An 18,685-nucleotide genomic window follows, 5' to 3' on the forward strand; every position below is an offset into this window, starting at 1 on the left:
GCCACGGAGTCGAAACCCAACAACTCGTCAGGCTGTGGGCGTAGCTTCCTCGGCCGCGACCTCATCCCCAGCTTCGGGCGTTTCCCCCTCCTCTTCCTCCTTGGCCGCCAGGTGCAGCCAGATGGCGCCCCGGTTCTCCGTCTGCACCACCTTGATCAGCTTCAGCTTGCAGAGTTCGAGGATGGAAAGGAAGGTGACCACCAGGAGGTCACGGGTCATGCCGGTGGTGAAGAGCGCGTCGAAGGAGACCGTCTTTTCGACGTGGAGCACGGAGAGCACCTCCCCGATGCGGTCGGCGATCGAGATGCCGTCGGCGACGACGTCGTGGAAGGTATCGACCGAGACGCGCGCCAGCACCTTCTGGAACGCCTCGATGAGTTCGAAGAGTTCCACATCCGCCGGTTCCTCGACCGGCTCCAGTTCATCGAACTCGGGAGCGTCGAACTTGCGTGCGAAGACTTCCCGCCCAAGGAGGTTGCGGCAGTTGAGCAGTTGTGAAGCATCGCGGTAGCGCTGGTATTCGAGGAGACGGCGCACGAGTTCGGCGCGCGGGTCTTCGATTTCCGCCTCGCCGTCCTCCTCCGGGGTAGCCGGGAGGAGCATGCGCGACTTGATCTGCAAAAGGGTAGCCGCCATCACGAGGAACTCCCCCGCGATGTCGAGGTTCAGTTCCTTCATGATCTCCATGTAGTCGAGGTACTGCCTGGTGATGGCAGCGATCGGGATGTTGTAGATGTCCACCTCGTTCTTCTTGATGAGGTGGAGCAGCAGGTCCAACGGTCCCTCAAACTCCTCGATACGCACCCGGTAAGCCTGGTCCAGTGCGTCGGAGAACAGGTTGCTTTGCATCTCTTCCAAAAAGGCTCCTAGAAACCGTTCAACGTTCTACGTTCAACGTTCGCCATCATTATCCTGTCAGCCAGCGCCACTGGTGGCTTGTTAAAAAGGCTCTAAGACCCGTTCAACGTTCTACGTTCAACGTTCGCCGGCGTTATCCCGCTGGCCAACGCCGCTCGCGGCTTGTCAATTCTCTAAGAGAACCTCGCAAGCCATGGTAACCGTGCCATTTAGGACCGCACAACTCGAACGTTGAACGCTGAACGTTGAACGGTTTATGGGCCGTTAGACTTTAAGCGCCGCTCTCGCCTCGTCCATGGTCTGGCGGGCGACTACCTCGGCCTTGCGGCTACCCTCGGCGAGCACCTCGTCCACGAGCCCCGGCTTCGATGCAAGCTCCACGCGCTTCTCGCGGAACGGCGCCAGGGTGTCGACCATGGCCTGCGCGAGGATCTTCTTGCAGTCGACGCAGCCAAGCTGGGCGCCGCGGCAACCCTCGACGATCTCGGCGCGCTTGTCAGCGTCGACGTAGAGGGAATGCAGCGTGAAGGCGACGCAACGGTCCGGCTCGCCGGGGTCGCGCTTGAAGGGACGCAGGGTATCGGTCACCATGGACATGACCTTCTTCCTGGTCTCCTCGGCGTCGTCGGAAAGGAAGATCGCGTTGCCGTAGCTCTTGCTCATCTTGCGACCGTCGATCCCCAGCACCTTCGGGGTCTCGGTGAGAAGCGCCGCCGGCTCCGGGAAGACCTCGCCGTAGAGGTAGTTGAAGCGACGCGCGATCTCGCGGGTGATCTCGAGATGCGGGATCTGGTCCTGACCGACGGGAACGCGGGCGGCCTTGTAGACGATGATGTCGGATGCCATCAGCACCGGGTAACCGAGGAAGCCGAAGGTGGAAAGGTCCTTCGTGGTCAGGTTCTCCTGCATCTCCTTGTAGGTCGGGTTACGCTCCAGCCAGGAGACCGGTGTGATCATGGAGAGGATGAGGTTCAGTTCGGCGTGCTGCGGCACCTTGCTCTGCTTGAAGATCACGCTATGCTCGGGATCGATCCCGAAAGCAAGCCAGTCGAGCACCATCTCGGTGATGCTGTCCTGGATACCGTCCGTGCTGGCGTACTCCGTGGTCAAGGAATGCCAGTCGGCGGCGAAGAAGAAGCACTCGAAGTTGCGCTGCAATTCCATCCAGTTGGACAGAACCCCGTGGTAGTGCCCGAGGTGCAGCTTTCCAGTCGGTCTCATGCCGCTCACGATACGGTTGTTGCTCATAAAAACGGACTCCTTTTTGGTTTCTATATCCAGCCTACCCTCTCATCATGAGCCGGGTGACGCCGAAGACGAGGTTCGAATAAGGACCTGCCAGAAGGTGCACGCCGAAGCTGAGGGCGGGAGATATGACGTAGCTGAAGGCATTGGTGAAGAACACAAGTGCGATGATGATGATCATGCCGAACGGCTCCACCCGGGCAAGCGCCATGGAGGGGCCATACGGCAGCAGGCCTACCGCCACCCTTCCGCCGTCCAACGGAGGTACCGGGATCAGGTTGAAGATGCCGAGCAGCAGGTTGATGTAGACCGAGAAGGCGAGCATCAGGGTGACCGGGTCGACGAAGGCCGCGATCATGCTCCCCTCTGGGACCTGCTGGGTGGCCGCGATCAGGCCGCGCATCAACAAGGCCGACAGGGTCGCCAGACAGAAGTTGGTGATGGGCCCGGCGGCGGCAACCCAGATCATGTCGCGCTTTGGATGGCGCAGGTTGTTGAAGTTGACCGGCACCGGCTTGGCCCATCCGATCCCGATGACGAAGACCATGATGGTGCCGAGGATATCCAGGTGCTTTATCGGGTTGAGCGTCAGGCGCCCGAGGGATCGCGCGGTGCCGTCGCCGAACTTGTCGGCGATGAAGCCATGGGATACCTCGTGGCAGGTGATTGCCATGAGCCCCGGGACCAGCATGATGGACAACTTTATGAAGAACTGGTCCATGACGTCCTTTAAACCGTGTTAGCTACAAGCCCTATGTCTCTAGCAGATCGGTGTGGGAAAGTCAACGATAGCAGGCGATTGGGAGGAGAGATGAAGGTTCCGCAGTCTCCTTGTCCCCTCTCCCCCCGGGAGAGGGTGGCCGGAGGCCGGGTGAGGGAGGCGCCACGAGCGACATTTTGCTGAACGCAAAGCCCTCACCCCGTCCCTCTCCCGTGGGGAGAGGGAGAGTGGACCGGGTGCGCATCAATCAGTCTAAACCTCGGTGACCGTCTCATGCCGCGCCTCATGCCCCCACAATTGCAGGATGAGTCCGCCGAATAAAAGCACGGCCCCACCGAACCCCTGCAGCGCAGTGATCCGCTCCCCGAGCAAGACCGCGGAGAGAAGCACGGTTATGAGCGGCTCGAGCATGCTGATGATGGAGGCGTTGGTCGCGCCGACCAGGCGCAGCCCTGCGAAGAACCCCATGACGCCGAAAAGGGTCGGGAAGACGGCGATGCCGAGGATGGAGAGCCATCCCTGCGGGCTCAACTCCAGGATGATTTCACCCTTGGCGGCGCCGTAGCACAAAAAGGCGAGCCCGGCGGCGGTGCAGACCCAGAGCGAAGTGACCATGGGATCGAGGTTCTTGAGGATCCGGTTGCCGATGATGATGTAGCAGCTGTAGATCACCGCCGCCCCCAGGACCGAAAGCACCCCGGAAAGCTGCGCCCCCTCGAAGGACGCCCCCAGCAGCAAGACGAGACCTACCGAGCAGACTACAAGCGCGACCCCCTTGGTGCCGCTGAAACGCTCCTCACCCATAATCAGGGCGAGCACGGTTACGAGCGCAGGATAGGTGTAAAGAAGCATCCCGGTGAGCGAAGCGGGGAGGTAGTGGATCGCGTTTGCATAAAGTCCTGACATACCGCCGTAGCCGACGGCTCCCATCAGGATGAGCTGGAAGGCGACCTTTTTGTCCAGGCGGCAGTCGATGCAGCGAGCGCGGAGGATGCCTAAGAGAAAGAGTCCGGCGATCAGGAATCGCCCGGCCAGAACGGTGCTTATGTTGGCGCCGCCGGTGAAGGCGCTTTTTATCAGGATGCCGAGCGTAGCGAATCCCGCCGCCGAAGCGGCGATGAACCACGCCCCCTTGTGTCTGTCGGTCATTGAATAAAGTCCTTATCCCCCCTCCCCTTGCGGGAGGGGGTTAGGGGGTGGGGTAAGGTGCCACAACGTCGTGAATGGCATGCTCACCCTCTCCCCTGCCCCCTCCCGTCGAGGGAGGGGGAGAGCGTAGTTTAATCGAGCTGTATGGTCTGATCCGTGATCTCGGTGAAGCTCACGTCATGGCTCACCAGGAAGAGCTGGTCGTACCAGTGCTCGGTGACCTCCTCCTGCCCGACGTCGATGGCGCGAAACGCCTTCGCCAGGTTCTCGCGCCGTTCCGCGTCGAGATTCGAGGTAGGCTCGTCGAAAAAGGCGATGCGCGCACCGATGGTCTGCAAAAGGGCAAGGCGCAAGGCAACCACCGCACTCATCATCTGCCCTCCCGAGAGCTGGTCGTCGGTACGCTCCCTCATGGCACCGTCCACCATGTCCTTCAGGACGATCTGGTAGTTGTCGCCCCAGAGAAGCTCTTCGTCGGACTCGCAGATGCTGCGGTAGATCCGGTCGGCGCGGAAGCTGATCTCTTCCCGGAAGCGCTCGGAGAGCTGGGCCGAGACGTTCTTGAACACCTGGTTGCGCAGGAACTTCACGAGGTCGGCCTGCTCCTTCAGCTTCGCGATGTCGGCGAGCTTCTGCTCGATCTCGGCGGCGACAGCGCGCAGGACCGCGGTTTCTCCCTCGAGGCGGGTGACGTCGTTGGCTATGGAGCCGATTTCGGAGGCCAGCCTTGTCGCCGCCATCACGAGCTGTTCGCGCTCGTTTTTCGCAGCCTCATGCTGCTCAGGACGGTAATCGGCCACGAGTTTGCCGAGTTCCGCCTGTTTCGCGGCAAGCTCGGAAGCTATCTCCTTCAGACGCCCCTGGAATTTCTCGAGCGTTTCCTGGCGCTTTACCAGCTCTTCCGCGGACTTCTGGTTGGCGATGTAACGATCGCGTTCCGGCTGGAAGCGAACCAGCTCGTCCTCCGCCTCCTTCACGCCGCGCTCCACGTCCGCGAAAGCGGCAAGCTCCGTCTTCCTGGCGCCGACTTCCGTTTGCAGCGCGGAAAGCCGCGCGTTGTGCCGTGCGATGGATTGCTCGCGCTGCGCCGCCTGTTCCCGTGCCACGTCGAGCGTGCGCTCCCTTTTCTCCAGCGCCTCCCCCCCGGCGGACAGGGCGGCGAGTTTGCGGGCGGATTCCTGCACCGGTTCGCCGGCGAGCTTGACGCGCTCTTCCAGCGCCGCTTCCAAGCCGGCAACGACGTGCTGCCAGCCGTCCGTCGTCCGTGCGAGCGCGTCCCTGCGCAGCTTCGGAGCCGCCGCCAGGTCGAGATCCGCAAGTGGCAACTCGGTGGAGCAAACCGCCCCAAGTCCAGCGGTTGCCAGCCACTCTTCAAGCGGCGCTCGAAGTGCCGGGACGGCGATCCGGGCGTAGTTGCGTCCGAATTCCTCTTCCTGCTTCGCCCGCTCCAGCCCGGCCTTGGTCAGTTCCAGATGCACCTGCTCCATGGCGGCGAGCTCACGCTCGGCCTGCTGGGCGACACTCACCTGGGCCGCCAGTTCGGCTGCCTCGCGGTCGAGCCCCGCGATCTCTTCGTCGAGAGCGGCGATGCGGGTGTCGAAGAGTCCGCCCGGATCGGCGCCGTTCAGGTTCTGACACGGCTCCAGGAAGAAGGGGCACTCTCCAGCACCGATCTTCTCGCGTCCCTCGATGAGCGAAAGCTTGCGACCGGCGAGCTCGGAGCGCTGCGCCTGGATTTCCTCCAGCCTGGCCCGGCGTTCGGCAAGCTTCTGTGCTTCGGCCTTCAGCGTTTCGCTCCCGGCCAGCAGCTTTTGCCTCTCTTCAATCTGCCTGTCGATCTCCTCGATCCGGCTTAGGGCGACGTTCAGGTACGGCAGCGTCGTTTCCACGTTGTGCACGGGGAGCTCGCGGAAGAGCACCCTGCTGCGCTCCGCGTCGGCCAGCCCCTGCGCCGCTGCGGCCGCAAGCTTCTTCTGCTCCGCCAGGGCGGTCGCCAGGGATCCCTTCTCGGCCTTGAGACTTTTCAGCTCCGCGTCCATCGAGGCGCGGGCAAGCTCGAGCTCGCGCGTCTCCGCCCCCAGCATCGCCTGAACGCTCCCCTGTTCCTTCTCTAGGTCGGCGAGCCGTCTTTCCAGCTGGTGCTTCTTCTGTTCCTGTTCGCGCAGCTCCTTAAGCCTCGCCTCGGCCGCATCGTACCCCTGTTTACCGGCCGCGGCCGCCGCAACGTGCGCCGCAGCTTGTTTAGACTGTTCCACCAGGAGTTGCTGGTTCGATACGTAGTTCTTGCCTGACTCGGCACGCTCCTCGAGCCCCTGCAGCACCTTTTGGACCGACTGGATCAGTTCCTTTTTCGATTCAAGCGCGTTGAGGAGAGTCGTGGCCCGCTCAAGTTCCGCATTCTTCAGTTCAAGTTCTGCCTTCTTTGCTTCCCCCTGCGTCAGCAAAGCGGCCAGTTCCTCTTCCTTGGCCGGGAGTACGGCGACCTGCTCGGACCTGCTGTCAACCTCCGCCTGAAGCACATCAAGTTTTGCCTTAATGGTGCTGGTCAAAACCTTAGTTTTATCCTGTGCTTTGCGCCAAGCGTCTATGCCGAGGATCTCGTCGAAGGCGTCCTGACGCTTTGCCGGTTGCTTGATGACGAACGGCCCGAGGAAGTCGTTCTGGAAGGGACCGATCACCAGCTTGAACTGCTCGGAGAGCGGGCGCCCCGCGGAGAGGCCGAGCAGCTTGGTGATGCGCGCCTCGGTCTCCTCCATGTTGGCGTGCTCCTCCACCTCGAACTCTCCGCCGACCTCTTTGGCTAGGAGCCATTTTCCTGCGGTTCCAACGGTGCGGGTCACCCGGTACAGCTCTCCGGGCGCCGTCTCGAAAACGACGCCGATCTCGCCACGTTTGGTGCCGATGGTGAGGAAACGTTCCGCATTGGAGACGAAGTCCTTCGCGTCCACGCCGAAAAGGGCGTAGCCGATCGCCTCGAAGATGGTGCTCTTCCCGGAGCCGTTGGCGCCGGAGAGAACGTTGATCCCAGGGGAGAAGGAGAGTTCCTTGTCCCGGTGCGACTTGATGTTTTTAAGATGGACCGAGACTATGCGCACGGCTCACCTCCGGAAGAAAGAAGGCTCAGCAGTTCCTCGCCCTCCACGTCCCCCTTCAACACCAGGTCGCGCAACGCGAGGCTCAGGCGTGTAAGCTCCTCAACGCGCCCCTGGTACTGGCTGTTGGCGCCGATAAGCTCACCGAGCACGTCCCGCTCGATCTCGGCGAGGCTCTTCTTTACCTTCTCCTCCCCTCCCCCACCGGCAACCAGGGAAAGGTGGTTCTTGATCTCCAAGTGGAGCGGTTCGCAGACCTCGGAGAGGGATGCGCGCAAACGGTCGCGGCTCAGTTCGAACGGGTGGAAACCGACCTTTCCGGCCAGACGCACCTCGATAAGCGGGGACCTCTCGTCGGCGCAGCCGGCGAGTTTCCCGGCCATCTCAGTTTTGAAACGCTCCAGGGCGTCCGTGGCGTTGGCGGCACCGTCCAGGTTCGCGGTGACGACCAGCATCGGGCGCGGCGAGGTGCGACGGAACTCGTGCTGCACCTTGCCGTCCGGCTCCAGCGCAACCAGGTAATACCCCTTGTCGTAACGCTCCTCCCCGAAGTTCACGCAGTCGGGCGAACCCGGATTGAAGGCGTACGGGCGCCCCTGCGCATCGTTCACGATGTAAGGCTTGTGCCCGTGTCCGAGGGCCACGTAGTCGAAGCAATCCGAGAGCGGCAGCGCCTCCTCCGGCTTTATGTTCCCGATCTCCACCGGGGAATAGGTCCATACGCCGACATGGAAGAGCAGGATGTTCCGCTTCGTGGCAACCGCGTCGCAGATGCGGGAGATATGGTTTCCGGCCTGAGAGCCGATGTAGCCAAGACCGTAGACATTGACTCCGCCCGCCTCGATATGCCCGCCGCACCCTTCCTCCGGGTCGAAGGGATCGAAGAGGTAGCCGCCGTCGGCGGTGCGCGACGGACGCAGCAATCTTATGTACCCCAGCTGCGAGAGCGCTTCCATCCACGAGACGCTGTCGCGGCGGTGAATCCAGTCGTGGTTTCCCTCGACGGCGATGCAGGGGATGCCGGCATCTTTTAAGGGCTGCAGTATTTCGATGGTCTTTGCGAAGGTCTTGGGAAGGATCTGCCCGGTGTGGAACAGGTCGCCGCCTATCAGGAGGAAATCGACCCGCTCGCGGACCGCGTCTGCCACGATTCCGGCGAAGGTCGCGAAGAAGTCCTGGTAGCGCTGGGCATCGCAGCCGGAGCCGCGATAGGTCTTGCCGAGGTGGATGTCGGAGGTGTGGATGAAGCGAACGGGCATGCGGGCTCCGGCGAAAAGGAATTGCACAGGTATACCGCCGCCCGCGGGGACAAGTCAAGTTCTCTAACCTGGCAACTTCGGCCGCAGTTCGAAGTGCCTCCGCCTTGTTCCGGAGGGGACTGGCTCCGCCAGGTGCCAGTCCCCTTACGCCCTTTGATAAGGCTTTTGGGGAATGAGTTAGTCGGCAGGGCGAAATGGAGCGTTCCGCTAAAGGGACAGGCACCTAACGGAGCCTGTCCCTTCTGCTCCCCCCACCGACACTCCTACTTAACCGCAAAGATCTCGTTGAAGAAGAGCTTCATAGCCTCCCATGAACGCCGGTCCGCCTTCTCGTTGTAGGCGGCACCTTTGCTGTTGTCGCTTCCTGACTTCGGGTTGCTGAAGCTGTGCACCGCGTTGCCGTAATAGTTCATCTGCCAGTCTACCTTGGCGTCACGCATCTCCTTCTGGAAAGCGGCCACCTCGTCGGGCTTCACGTAGGGATCGTCAGCCCCGTGCAGCGCCAGCACTTTGCCTTTTATGTTTTGGGCATCGGCCGGGTTTGGCGTGTTGAGCCCGCCGTGAAAGCTGACCGTTCCGAGCAGGTCCGCGCCGCTGCGCGCAAGCTCAAGGGCCGCAGTGCCGCCGAAGCAGTAGCCGATTACAGCCAGACGCTTGCGATCGACCTGAGGGAAACCCGCCAGTTTCTCCAGCCCCGCGCCACCCCTTGCCCGGATCAGGCTCCTGTCATTGCCGCGGTATTTACCCGCCTCTTTGGCGGCAGCGTCCGGAGTGGCCGGCCGCACCCCCTTGCCGTAGATATCGGCGGCGAACGCCACGTAGCCGAGCTTCGCGAGCTGCTCGGCCCGCATCTTTTCGTAGGGCCCTACGCCCATCCATTCGTGAATCACCAGTACTCCGGGGCGCTTTTCCTTGATGGAATCGTCATAGGCCAGGTACCCCTCCAGCACGGTATCCCCCTGGCGGTATTCAACGGTCTTGCCGACCACTCCGGCAGCGGCGTTTTGCGCTACCAGTGTCATCATCAATGCGAACAGGTATCTTTTCATTGTCTCCTCCAACCGTCCGTTGCCATGCAACGTCGACTTTCATTGACGCTCGAAATTCCAAACCTTCACTGACTACCTGAGTCATGTCGTATTGTACCAAAAACAGTTTCCTTCAGACCATCACGCCCCGCCTCATTTCCTGACACACCGCCTGGCCGTTGACAGTCCCATCCCTTTCAGTACCATTTACCAGTCGAACATCTTAACAGGAGCCTGCCATGAGACAACAAAACCTCCGCAGCTTAACCGTTCGCATCATATCAGCCGCCGCGCTTGTAGGGCTCGCAGGGTGCGCAACCTGGACGAACTGGACCGCGCCGAAGACGGCGACGCTGCAAAACGTTCAGGATGACCTGACGTACGCGCAGATGAAGACGAAGGACACCCGCCAGGCGCTCGAGGAGTTGCTTTTCGCGGACCAGGCAGATCTTCCCGCTGCGTATAAATCCTTCACTGCGAAGCTGAACCTGATGGAAGGTGCGGGGAACCGCCTGACACAAAACGCGGATGGTCTCGTCTACCGCGGGAATTCCTACCTCGTGGAGGCGGAGGCATCGGCCGGGCAGTGCCGTTACCCTAGGCTCTCCAGAAGCGCAAAAATGCCGACGCTCATCCTCGGCGACGCCTTCGAGCCGATAGCCGAGCAGAGCGCACACGTGCAGCGTGCGTACCGGGCGTTCGAGTCGGATCTCGCTGCGGTCAAGATGCATCTCTCCCGGCGCCTCACCGAGCAGGGCGTGCGGGACGTGACCATGTTCATTCGAAAGGGTGAAACGGACGGGGAAAGCCTCTCGTACGCGCTGGACCAGGCAATGGCTGCCGTGACGAAGGCGGAGGCGGCGTATAAAATGACGGCGCAGGAACGGGAGGCGGCACAGCCGAAGGGACAGCCTGCACCGCAAGGGAAGCAGTAACGGGATCAGCGCGAAGCTTTATCGGCGTTGATCGGCAGTTGGCAGTGCAGGCATTTACGCAGATACAAAAGCATCATGCCGTGCATGTGGAAGTAGTTTTTGCAGCGGGGGCAGCGGGCCGTGGCGGAATAGGCCATGGCCCAGAGCAGCAGTGCGAACCAGAGAAAGAAGACCGGCATGGAACCGCTGAAGGAGTGGGTGATTTTTTGTGTGGCCCACATGGCGGGAAGGTAGACGATGAGTACGCCCCAAAGGCACATGCGGCGCCTGCGCACCGCGGAGAGCCCCGAGGCAAGTTGGACCGGATCTACGACTTCTGCAGCATCGGCCCGATCAGCGGCCGGTCGGCTTTCGTGATGCTCCAAGCGCACCTCCCATAACCTTTTACTGCTGCACCCCGTCCCGGTACTTCATGGTGAGTCCCTTCAGGAAATTACGTAGCATCTGATCGCCGCACGGCTTGTAGTTCTCATGCCCATTGGCTCGAAACACCGCGCTCAGTTCGGGCTTGGAAACGGGGAACTTGGCAAGCTTGAAGATCGCGAGCATCTCGTCTTCCTTGAGGGTAAGGGCGATGCGGATCTTCTTCAAGATGTCGTTGTTGGTAAGCTGTGCCGGGATCGACGTCGAGGCCTCACCTTCCCGCTTGCCCCGCTTAATCGCGATCAGCCCATCAAGGAAAGCCTCGAGCACCTCGTCGCTGCACTCGCGGAAGCCTTCCTCCTCTTCCTTTTTGACCAAGCTCGTGATGTCCGCCTGCCCCATCTTCATATCCGAAAGCCGGAAAGCCTCGATCACGGCCTGGGTGTTGAGGTTCAGCGCATAGCGCAGTCTGCGAAAAACATCGTTGTTGGTCATCGGTTGCTCCTATGTATTAACCGGGGTCGCGGAACCCCGCTACTACATAGCATTTACCGTTGCACTCTGCAAGATTTTGATGGGACGGGGATAGAGACCCTGCTGCCTGCGCCCTCACCCCGTCCCTCTCCCGGAGGGAGAGGGAGTAAGGGCGAATCGCCAGCGGACAATTATGCAACTGCTGCCAAACCTGTCTCCTCTTCAAGCGCAGGCAAACCGAGGATCTCGTCGATCTCTGCGGAATCCAGCGTCTCCTTCGCGAACAGTTCCCGGGACAAACGCTCAAGGGCGTCCATGTTCTCTCTCAACAGGGCCATCACGTCGGAGTAGCAGCCGGTGACGATGGAACGGATCTCGTTGTCGATCTCGAGGGCGGTGACGTCGCTGAAACCTTTCTTGGCTCCCGGCTCGGCGCTTTCATTATGCCCGAAGGCCACCGGACCGAAGGCCCGCGACATGCCCCACTCGCAGACCATCTTGCGCGCGGTGTCGGTCGCCCTGGCCAGGTCGTTCCCCGCGCCGGTGGTGGTCGTACTGTAGATCAACTCCTCCGCGGCGCGTCCCCCCATAAGCACCTTCAGATGGGCCACCAGCATCTCTTTGGTGTAGCAGTAGATGTCGTCCTCCGGGATCTGAACCGTTACCCCCATGGCGCGGCCGCGTGGGATGATGGTTACCTTGTGCACCGGATCACAGCCTGGGGTGAGCTTCGCCACCAGCACGTGGCCTGCCTCGTGGTACGCCGTAGAGAGTTTCGACTTATCGGAAAGGACCATCGACTTTTTCTCGGCCCCCATTAGGACTTTGTCCTTGGCGAGGTCGAAGTCGATCATCTCGACCCGCTCCTTGTTGGAGCGCGCTGCCATGATGGCCGCCTCGTTCACGACGTTGGCAAGGTCCGCACCGGAAAAGCCGGGGGTTCCACGTGCGATCACCAGCAGGTCGACTTCGTCATGCAGAGGGACGTTCTTCGCGTGCACCTTGAGAATCGCCTCGCGTCCCCTGATGTCCGGAGATCCCACGGTCACCTGGCGGTCGAAACGGCCGGAGCGCAGCAGCGCTGCGTCGAGAATTTCCGGCCGGTTCGTCGCGGCCAGCACCACGATGCCTGAGTTGACCTCGAAGCCGTCCATCTCCACGAGGAGCTGGTTCAGGGTCTGGTCGCGCTCGTCGCTTGCCCCACCCCCCACCGCCGCATCACGCTTACGCCCGACGGCGTCGATCTCGTCGATGAAGACGATGCAGGGGGCTGCTTTCTTAGCCTGGGCGAAGAGATCCCTCACGCGGGAAGCCCCCACCCCGACGTACATCTCGACGAACTCCGAACCGGAAATGGAGAAGAAGGGAACGTCGGCCTCACCCGCTACGGCGCGGGCGATGAGAGTCTTGCCGGTGCCCGGAGGGCCGACAAGGAGTACGCCGGTGGGCATCTTGCCGCCCAGCAGGGAGAACTTCTTCGGATCCTTGAGGAATTCAACCGTGTCGAGGAGCTCTATCTTGGCTTCCTCGGCCCCAGCCACGTCGGAAAAGCGCGTTGGCGATTCCGCATAGTCGATCATCCTGGCGCGGCTTCTCCCCATGCCGGTAAAACGTCTCAGCACTACGACAAGGAACAGTGCGATGGCGACGAAGAAGCCGATTTCGAACCATTTCGGTCCGCCTGATGCGGGGGTCGAGGTAAGATCTACCTTTTTCGCGATGAGCAGGTCCGGCAAGTTGGCTCCTGCCGGGACAAAGAGCCGGTACTTCTCTCCGTTTCTCGCGTCTGCGGTAATCTCTTCGCCCGCGATGCTGGCTCTAGCGATGCTTCCTGCGTTCACCTTTTGCATGAAGGCGGTGTAACTGATCTGTTTGCTCCTGTCACCGTGTGACTGCCAGGCATAGATGCCATAGCCGGCTAAAGTTAGAAGGCCCAGCGACAACATCACCAATATGAGCTTCTTGTTTCTAGTGCTTCCCATATTTCTCCTGTTGGCACTGAACTAGTCAAACATGGCAAAGATATTCAGTGCGGTATCCTAACTATTGTTATGAAATAGTTCAGCACCATAGCAACAACATCTAACGATAAGCATGCGCTAAACAAAATTTTTAACGTTGCAAAACATGCGAATATGTATTTGTACCGTAGTGGTAACTTTTTTGTACACACAATTATTTTTCATTTCTTTCCATGAATCAGGGAGCTGTTGTCTAACCGCCCCCCCTTTTCCGCTGCACTCTGCCCGCAAGCACCTATGCAAAGCGATAAACGGCGCAAAAAAAGAGGCATCCCCGTAAGGGATGCCTCTTTGGCTGCAACTTGTCTTTCCCCGAAACTACTTACGCAGCAGCTTCACGATGGCGGAGAAATCCTCCTCGCCCCTGCCGTCATTGACGGCCTGCTCGTAGATCCCCGCGACGGTCTTCGCCGCCGGAAGGTCGAGTTCGAGCTTGTCCGCCACCTCGAGCACGCGCAGCATCTGGGAATGCACGTACTTGAGGGCGAGGTTGCGGCTGAAATCGCCGCGCGCGATGGAGCGCCCCTTGGAGTGGAACAGCGGAGAGGCGACCCCGCCGGAGTCGAGCACCTCGAGGATCTTGTCCGGCTTGAAGCCCATCTTCTCGCCGAAGACGAGTCCCTCGGAGAGCGACTGCATCATCTCGGCCTGCAGCAGGTTGACGATCAGCTTCATCCGGGTGGCATCGCCGATCTTCCCGATATGAATGATGTTGAGCCCGAAGTAAGAGAACGGCTCGCGGCAGCGACCGAGGAGCGCCTCGTCCCCGCCGGCCAGGATGGTGAGCAGCCCGTTGGCGGCGTGCTCCTTGCTCCCCCAAACCGGCGCCTCGAGGAACATGACCCGGCGCTTCTTGGCCTCCTCGGCCATGCGCTCTATGGTCTCCAGGCAGTGGGTGCCCATGTCGACGAGGATCGTGCCGGGGTCGATGCCGTCCAGCACCCCGTTCTCGCCAAAGACCAGGAACTTGCTCTCAGGAACGATGACGATGACCAGATCCTGCCCCTTGGCGGTGGCAGCAGGGGAATCACCGACTTTCACCCCGAGTTTTGCCAGTTCGGCCATGGCATTGGCGTCCTGGTCAAACACCGTTAACTGGTAGTCCGACTTGGCAAGATTGGCTGCCATGTGAACACCGACGGTGCCCAGTCCCACAAAACCTATCTTCTTAAGCATAATCCCCCCAGAGTGGCTGGCGTGCTAAACCAGCGGATAGCATTTTCGTTCGGCGGCAAAACTCAAGGCCCCATTATACTCATCGAGCGAATTTGTGCAACACTGTTTTATCTTGATTTACTGACACCGACCCTGTCGCACAACTGGTACAGCGGACAGGTGGAGCACCGCGGTGAGACCGGGGTGCACTGGTTCTGCCCGAAAGTGACCAGAAGATCGTTGATTATGATCCAGTATTGGTCGGGCAGCTTCTTTCTCAGAGCGAATTCGGTCTGCTCCGGCGTGTTTGTTTTCACGTACCCCCAGCGGTTGCTGATGCGGTGCACGTGAATGTCGACACAGATGCCGGGCTTACCGAAGCCCAAGGTGATGACCAGGTTCGCGGTCTTTCGCCCCACCCCCTTGAAGGTGAGCAGCGTTTCGAGGTCATCGGGGACCGCACCCTGGTACAGATCGCAGAGGGTTTGCGAGATGGCGAGGATCTGCTCCGCTTTCACCCGGTAGAAACCGACCGGATAGATCGCCTGCTCGATCTCCGCGACGCCCAGTTGCGCCATCTTTTGCGGCGTATCGGCCATGGCGAAGAGCCGCGACGACGCCTCGGCCGTGGTCTGGTCGCGGGTCCGCAGTGAGAGGATGCAGGAGACGAGCACCTTGAAGGGATCGCGCCCCTGGGTAGCCACGATGGTCACGGCAGGACTGACCCAGGCCTTGACCGCCTCGTTCAGTATCGCTATGGCCTCATGGATCTGCTCGTCACGCATGTCAGATCCTGTTGTTCACGATGCGCATCACAAGCACTCCGAGAATGGAGGCGATGAGACCTACGCAAACAAGGAGAATACCGATGCTGCGCCCCTCTCCAAGGCCCATGAGGTCCTTGTACTTCATGAAGGCGATAAGCCCCAGGCCGGTGAAGGTCATGAGCCCGCCGATGATGAACGTCGACAGGGCGAAAATCGCCCCCGCCATACCTTTTGTCTTTGCCACGAACACCTCTGCTTTTATTGTGAAAAACGCAATGCTTCGTTATACAAGATGGACCGGTCCAAGGCAACTGCTAAGTGTCCCTTAGCGGTTGCACAAAAGACAGAAAACCCTATAATGACCTACTGATCAAATCCGGGAGACCCTAATGAACGATCTGGTAGACCTTCATCTTCACTCGACATTTTCCGACGGAGTGCGCACCCCGACCGAACTGGTGGCCATGGCCAAAGGGCTCGGGCTCAAGGCCATCGCCCTCGCCGACCACGACACCGTGGCGGGTATCGACGAGGCGCTCGCCGCCGGCGCCGCCGCGGGGGTCGAAGTGCTCCCCGCGATCGAATTCTCCGTCGCTTACAGTTCCTTCAAGGACGTCCACCTTCTGGGCTACCTGCTCGACCACCGGGACCGGCAACTCCAGGAGATCCTGAAGGAGTTCAGGGACCGCAGGGAGGCGCGCGGCGACGCCATCGTCAACAGGATCAACGAAAAGCTCGCAACCGAAGGGAGAGAGCCCATCTCGAGCGCCGAAGCCGCCGCTCTCGCCGGCGGCGCCCTCGGGCGCCCGCACATCGCCCAGGTGCTGATGCACAAGGGATACGTGCGCGACATGCAGGACGCCTTCGTGCGATATCTGCTTCCCTGCGACGTCCCGAAGCGCTACTTCCCGATGGAGGAGGCACTCGCGACGGTGCAGCGACTGGGCGGCATCGCCATCCTGGCGCATCCCACCACGATAACCAACGATCGCGACACCCTGTCCCGCATCATCGACGAACTGAGCGCGATGGGGCTTTCCGGCGTGGAAGCCTTCAACAACGTCTGCAGCGAGCAGGAAAGTGCGTTTTTACGGAGTTATGCCGAGAAGAAAGGGCTGATCTGGACCGGCGGGTCCGACTACCACGGCATCGAGGAAGGGATCAGCATGGGTACCGGTCGCGGCACGATGGCGATCCCCTACAGCTGCGTCACCGAACTCAGGCGCATGAAGAAAGAAAGGGTTTAGGAAAAAAGAAAGGGCCTGGCGGCCGGGAGCGGAGTGAAAACCTGCCGGTTCTCACCCCCTCCGCGCCGCCCGGCCCTTGCCGTTCGATGTATGTCAGTTGCTGCGGTTAGACCTGCCTCTAGTCCTTCACCGGCTTGTAGCTCAGCACGTCGAGCTCGCTCTCCACGTCGACCACACCCTTCACCGACTTGGCCAAATTGACGGCCTCCTCGATCTCCTCCTCGGACTGCACGTGCCCCGCGATGGTGACCACACCTTCCTCGCAGCTGATGCAGAACTTCAGGGCGCGCGCGAGGGAGGATTTCAGCAGTTCGGCCTCGACCTTCTTGGCCAGGATGAGATCATCGAGGAGCTCCATCGACTCCTCCTCCCCTTCCTTCAGACGCGCGTCCTTGGAAGCGGCGATGACCGCCTCGATCATGGCATGCGGGGTGCAAACCTTGGTGTTGAAAAGAAGGTCGTAAGCCAGCGGGTCGTTCCAGTCGCGGTCGAAATAGAAGTGAATGAAACCGCCAAGCTGGTGATCGCTTCTACGGATCAACTCACGGGCCAGGTCCGGATCGATCCACTCCCTCTCCGCAAATTTCTCCACCCGGTCTTCAAAAGGCGCGATGAAACGAACCTTCAGCACGTTGGTGAGTCCCTTGATGAGATCCTGAGCGCCCCTGCCGTAAAGGATGACGTTACCCTTCTTGGCGCAGTCCAGGAGGATCAGCTCCATGGTGGCAAGGTGAGCTGCCTGCAGGCGGTCTTCCGCGGTACGGTATGACGGGGGCTTCTCGTCCACCCGTTCCAGGATTTCCGGGGTCAGCCCGTAGGAAGGAGCGAGCTCTTCGATTTTCACCCGGTCTACGAGGGTATACTTGAGCTTTTTCGCAAGTTCCTTCGCGATGGCGTAGGCGCCGGTACCCATCTCCCTGGATATTGTGATGATTGCCATGCATGCCTCCTTTGCTAATGAAAAACGCACGAATCATAGCATGTAAAGTCGTCCGTATACAAGGAGTTTTGCTGCTTTCGGGGAACCGGACCCAGGTGTGGCGGGGGCAAACGCAGGAGTTGAGACAAGAAAAAGGCGGGGGAGAGTCTCCCCCGCCTCCGCAGGCTAGTAGTTTTCCGAGAGACGCTCGAAGTGCGCCTTCGGGTGGTGGCAGACCGGACAGATGTCCGGGGCGTCGGTCCCCTCGTGGATATGGCCGCAGTTACGGCACTTCCAGCTGGTCGGGGCCTCTTCCTTGAAGACGGTCCCCTCTTCCACCGCGGCGAGCAGCGCCTTGTAACGATCCTGGTGCGCCTTTTCGATGGCGGCGATCCCTTCGAACATGGTCGCCAGCGCGGTGAAGCCCTCCTCGCGCGCCTCCTTGGCCATACGGGGGTACATGTCGACCCACTCGGCGTACTCGCCTGCCGCCGCAGCCTTCAGGTTGGTCACGGTGTCGCCCAGGCCGCTGAGCGCCTTGAAGTGGAGCTTCGCGTGCTCCTTCTCGTTCTCGGCCGTTTCGAGAAACAGTGCCGCGATCTGCTCGTACCCTTCCTTCTTGGCCACCGCCGCGTAGTAGGTGTACTTGTTGCGCGCCATCGACTCGCCGGCGAATGCTTCCATCAGGTTCTTCTCGGTCTTGCTTCCTTTCAGTTCCGCCATGCTCTGTTCTCCTTTCGTTGTTGCTGAAAAACGTTGCCAGGTTGGTCAGTCGACGCTGACCCTCTTGACCCCGTCGATAGCACTTAAGCGGGCAAGCAGTTCGACGGACGAACCCTTTTTCGCCTGCTTGACCTGCAGTTCTACGGATATGACCCCCTTTTCGAGGTCCTTTTGCAACTTCGCGTCAACGTTGTCCATGCCGGTATCGCTCAGGATGTCGTAGACCCGGGCGAGAAAGTCCCCCTTGTCCTCCCCCCATACCTTCACCAGCACGTAGGTGTCGCGGGTGAGCCTCCTCTCCACCTCCTTCAGGAGCAGGAGATTGACGAGCGCCACGAGGGTTACCGAGATGGCAAGCCAGAAAAGACCGATGCCGCATGCGATGCCGAGGGCCGCGGCGACCCAGAGGCAGGCCGCGGTGGTGAGCCCGCGGATCGAGGCGCGCTCGCGGATGATGGCACCCGCCCCCAGAAAGCCGATGCCGGTTACCACCTGCGCCGCGATGCGCCCTGGATCGACGCCGACCGGCCCGTTACCGCTGAAATTCCCGAAGAGGCGGTAGACCTCGAGGGAGGTGATGGTGAAAAGGCATGCCCCAAGCGATACGAGCAGATGGGTGCGGAAACCGGCCGGACGGCCGTGGATCTCGCGCTCCAAACCGATCAGCCCGCCGAGGAATGAGGCGAGCAGCAGGCGGGCCAAGAGATGGATGCTCAGTTCGGGTCCCAA

18 protein-coding genes are annotated in these 18,685 nt (G+C 60.8%); 2 read left to right on the plus strand and 16 right to left on the minus strand.

Annotated elements, in window-relative coordinates:
- Positions 1–27: 27 nt before the first annotated feature.
- The 7 genes from D6Z24_RS08995 to D6Z24_RS09025 all read right to left on the minus strand — a co-directional run bounded on the left by D6Z24_RS08995 (position 28) and on the right by D6Z24_RS09025 (position 9,373).
- Positions 28–849 carry a segregation and condensation protein A gene (locus D6Z24_RS08995; protein ID WP_129126581.1) on the minus strand — a complete coding sequence of 274 codons (822 nt, stop codon included), beginning with the start codon at positions 847–849 and terminating at the stop codon, positions 28–30.
- Positions 850–1,122: 273 nt separating this feature from the next.
- Positions 1,123–2,106, minus strand: coding sequence for a tryptophan--tRNA ligase (gene trpS / locus D6Z24_RS09000; protein WP_129126255.1), 984 nt, complete (start codon positions 2,104–2,106; stop codon positions 1,123–1,125).
- Positions 2,107–2,140: 34 nt separating this feature from the next.
- Positions 2,141–2,824, minus strand: a complete 684-nt coding sequence (locus D6Z24_RS09005) for a site-2 protease family protein (protein ID WP_129126256.1) — start codon at positions 2,822–2,824, stop codon at positions 2,141–2,143.
- A 252-nt stretch (positions 2,825–3,076) separates the two neighbouring features.
- On the minus strand, positions 3,077–3,973 hold the full coding sequence (locus D6Z24_RS09010; RefSeq protein ID WP_129126257.1) for a DMT family transporter: 897 nt from the start codon (positions 3,971–3,973) through the stop codon (positions 3,077–3,079).
- 131 nt (positions 3,974–4,104) lie between these two features.
- On the minus strand, positions 4,105–7,068 hold the full coding sequence (locus tag D6Z24_RS09015; protein WP_129126258.1) for an AAA family ATPase: 2,964 nt from the start codon (positions 7,066–7,068) through the stop codon (positions 4,105–4,107).
- Positions 7,059–8,324 carry a metallophosphoesterase family protein gene (locus D6Z24_RS09020; RefSeq protein WP_129126259.1) on the minus strand — a complete coding sequence of 422 codons (1,266 nt, stop codon included), beginning with the start codon at positions 8,322–8,324 and terminating at the stop codon, positions 7,059–7,061. The genes D6Z24_RS09015 and D6Z24_RS09020 overlap by 10 nt, the downstream gene beginning before the upstream one ends.
- A 263-nt stretch (positions 8,325–8,587) precedes the next feature.
- Entirely contained in the window at positions 8,588–9,373 is a 786-nt protein-coding gene (locus tag D6Z24_RS09025) for a dienelactone hydrolase family protein (protein ID WP_129126260.1), read from the minus strand.
- 218 nt (positions 9,374–9,591) lie between these two features.
- Between D6Z24_RS09025 and D6Z24_RS09030 the strand changes: the two genes are divergently transcribed.
- A complete protein-coding gene (locus tag D6Z24_RS09030) occupies positions 9,592–10,287 on the plus strand; it encodes a hypothetical protein (RefSeq protein WP_129126261.1) in 696 nt (231 codons plus the stop codon).
- 5 nt (positions 10,288–10,292) lie between these two features.
- Here D6Z24_RS09030 and D6Z24_RS09035 read toward each other — a convergent pair whose 3' ends face one another.
- The 6 genes from D6Z24_RS09035 to D6Z24_RS09060 form a co-directional block, all read right to left on the minus strand.
- A complete protein-coding gene (locus D6Z24_RS09035; protein ID WP_129126262.1) occupies positions 10,293–10,652 on the minus strand; it encodes a hypothetical protein in 360 nt (119 codons plus the stop codon).
- A gap of 19 nt (positions 10,653–10,671) precedes the next feature.
- Entirely contained in the window at positions 10,672–11,145 is a 474-nt protein-coding gene (locus D6Z24_RS09040) for a YehS family protein (protein ID WP_129126263.1), read from the minus strand.
- Between the two features lie 170 nt (positions 11,146–11,315).
- Positions 11,316–13,106 (minus strand): ATP-dependent zinc metalloprotease FtsH, encoded by a 1,791-nt coding sequence (ftsH, locus tag D6Z24_RS09045; RefSeq protein ID WP_129126264.1) that lies wholly within the window; start codon positions 13,104–13,106, stop codon positions 11,316–11,318.
- A gap of 357 nt (positions 13,107–13,463) precedes the next feature.
- Complete coding sequence (locus tag D6Z24_RS09050) at positions 13,464–14,321, minus strand: NAD(P)-dependent oxidoreductase (protein ID WP_129126265.1); 858 nt, start codon at positions 14,319–14,321, stop codon at positions 13,464–13,466.
- Between the two features lie 107 nt (positions 14,322–14,428).
- Positions 14,429–15,085 carry an endonuclease III domain-containing protein gene (locus tag D6Z24_RS09055; protein ID WP_129126266.1) on the minus strand — a complete coding sequence of 219 codons (657 nt, stop codon included), beginning with the start codon at positions 15,083–15,085 and terminating at the stop codon, positions 14,429–14,431.
- Position 15,086: 1 nt separating this feature from the next.
- Positions 15,087–15,311: a hypothetical protein gene (locus D6Z24_RS09060; protein WP_129126267.1), complete on the minus strand. Its 225-nt coding sequence runs from the start codon at positions 15,309–15,311 to the stop codon at positions 15,087–15,089.
- Positions 15,312–15,456: 145 nt separating this feature from the next.
- Here D6Z24_RS09060 and D6Z24_RS09065 point away from each other — a divergent pair, with 145 nt between their 5' ends.
- A complete protein-coding gene (locus D6Z24_RS09065) occupies positions 15,457–16,314 on the plus strand; it encodes a PHP domain-containing protein (RefSeq protein WP_129126268.1) in 858 nt (285 codons plus the stop codon).
- Positions 16,315–16,432: 118 nt separating this feature from the next.
- Here D6Z24_RS09065 and D6Z24_RS09070 read toward each other — a convergent pair whose 3' ends face one another.
- The 3 genes from D6Z24_RS09070 to D6Z24_RS09080 form a co-directional block, all read right to left on the minus strand.
- On the minus strand, positions 16,433–17,254 hold the full coding sequence (locus tag D6Z24_RS09070; protein WP_129126269.1) for a cytidylate kinase family protein: 822 nt from the start codon (positions 17,252–17,254) through the stop codon (positions 16,433–16,435).
- 165 nt (positions 17,255–17,419) lie between these two features.
- Positions 17,420–17,956 carry a rubrerythrin gene (gene rbr, locus D6Z24_RS09075; RefSeq protein WP_129126270.1) on the minus strand — a complete coding sequence of 179 codons (537 nt, stop codon included), beginning with the start codon at positions 17,954–17,956 and terminating at the stop codon, positions 17,420–17,422.
- 45 nt (positions 17,957–18,001) lie between these two features.
- Positions 18,002–18,685 carry an MgtC/SapB family protein gene (locus tag D6Z24_RS09080; RefSeq protein WP_129126271.1) on the minus strand — a complete coding sequence of 228 codons (684 nt, stop codon included), beginning with the start codon at positions 18,683–18,685 and terminating at the stop codon, positions 18,002–18,004.

Origin of the sequence: Geomonas oryzae (genome assembly GCF_004117875.1) — a bacterium.
Classification (GTDB): domain Bacteria; phylum Desulfobacterota; class Desulfuromonadia; order Geobacterales; family Geobacteraceae; genus Geomonas; species Geomonas oryzae.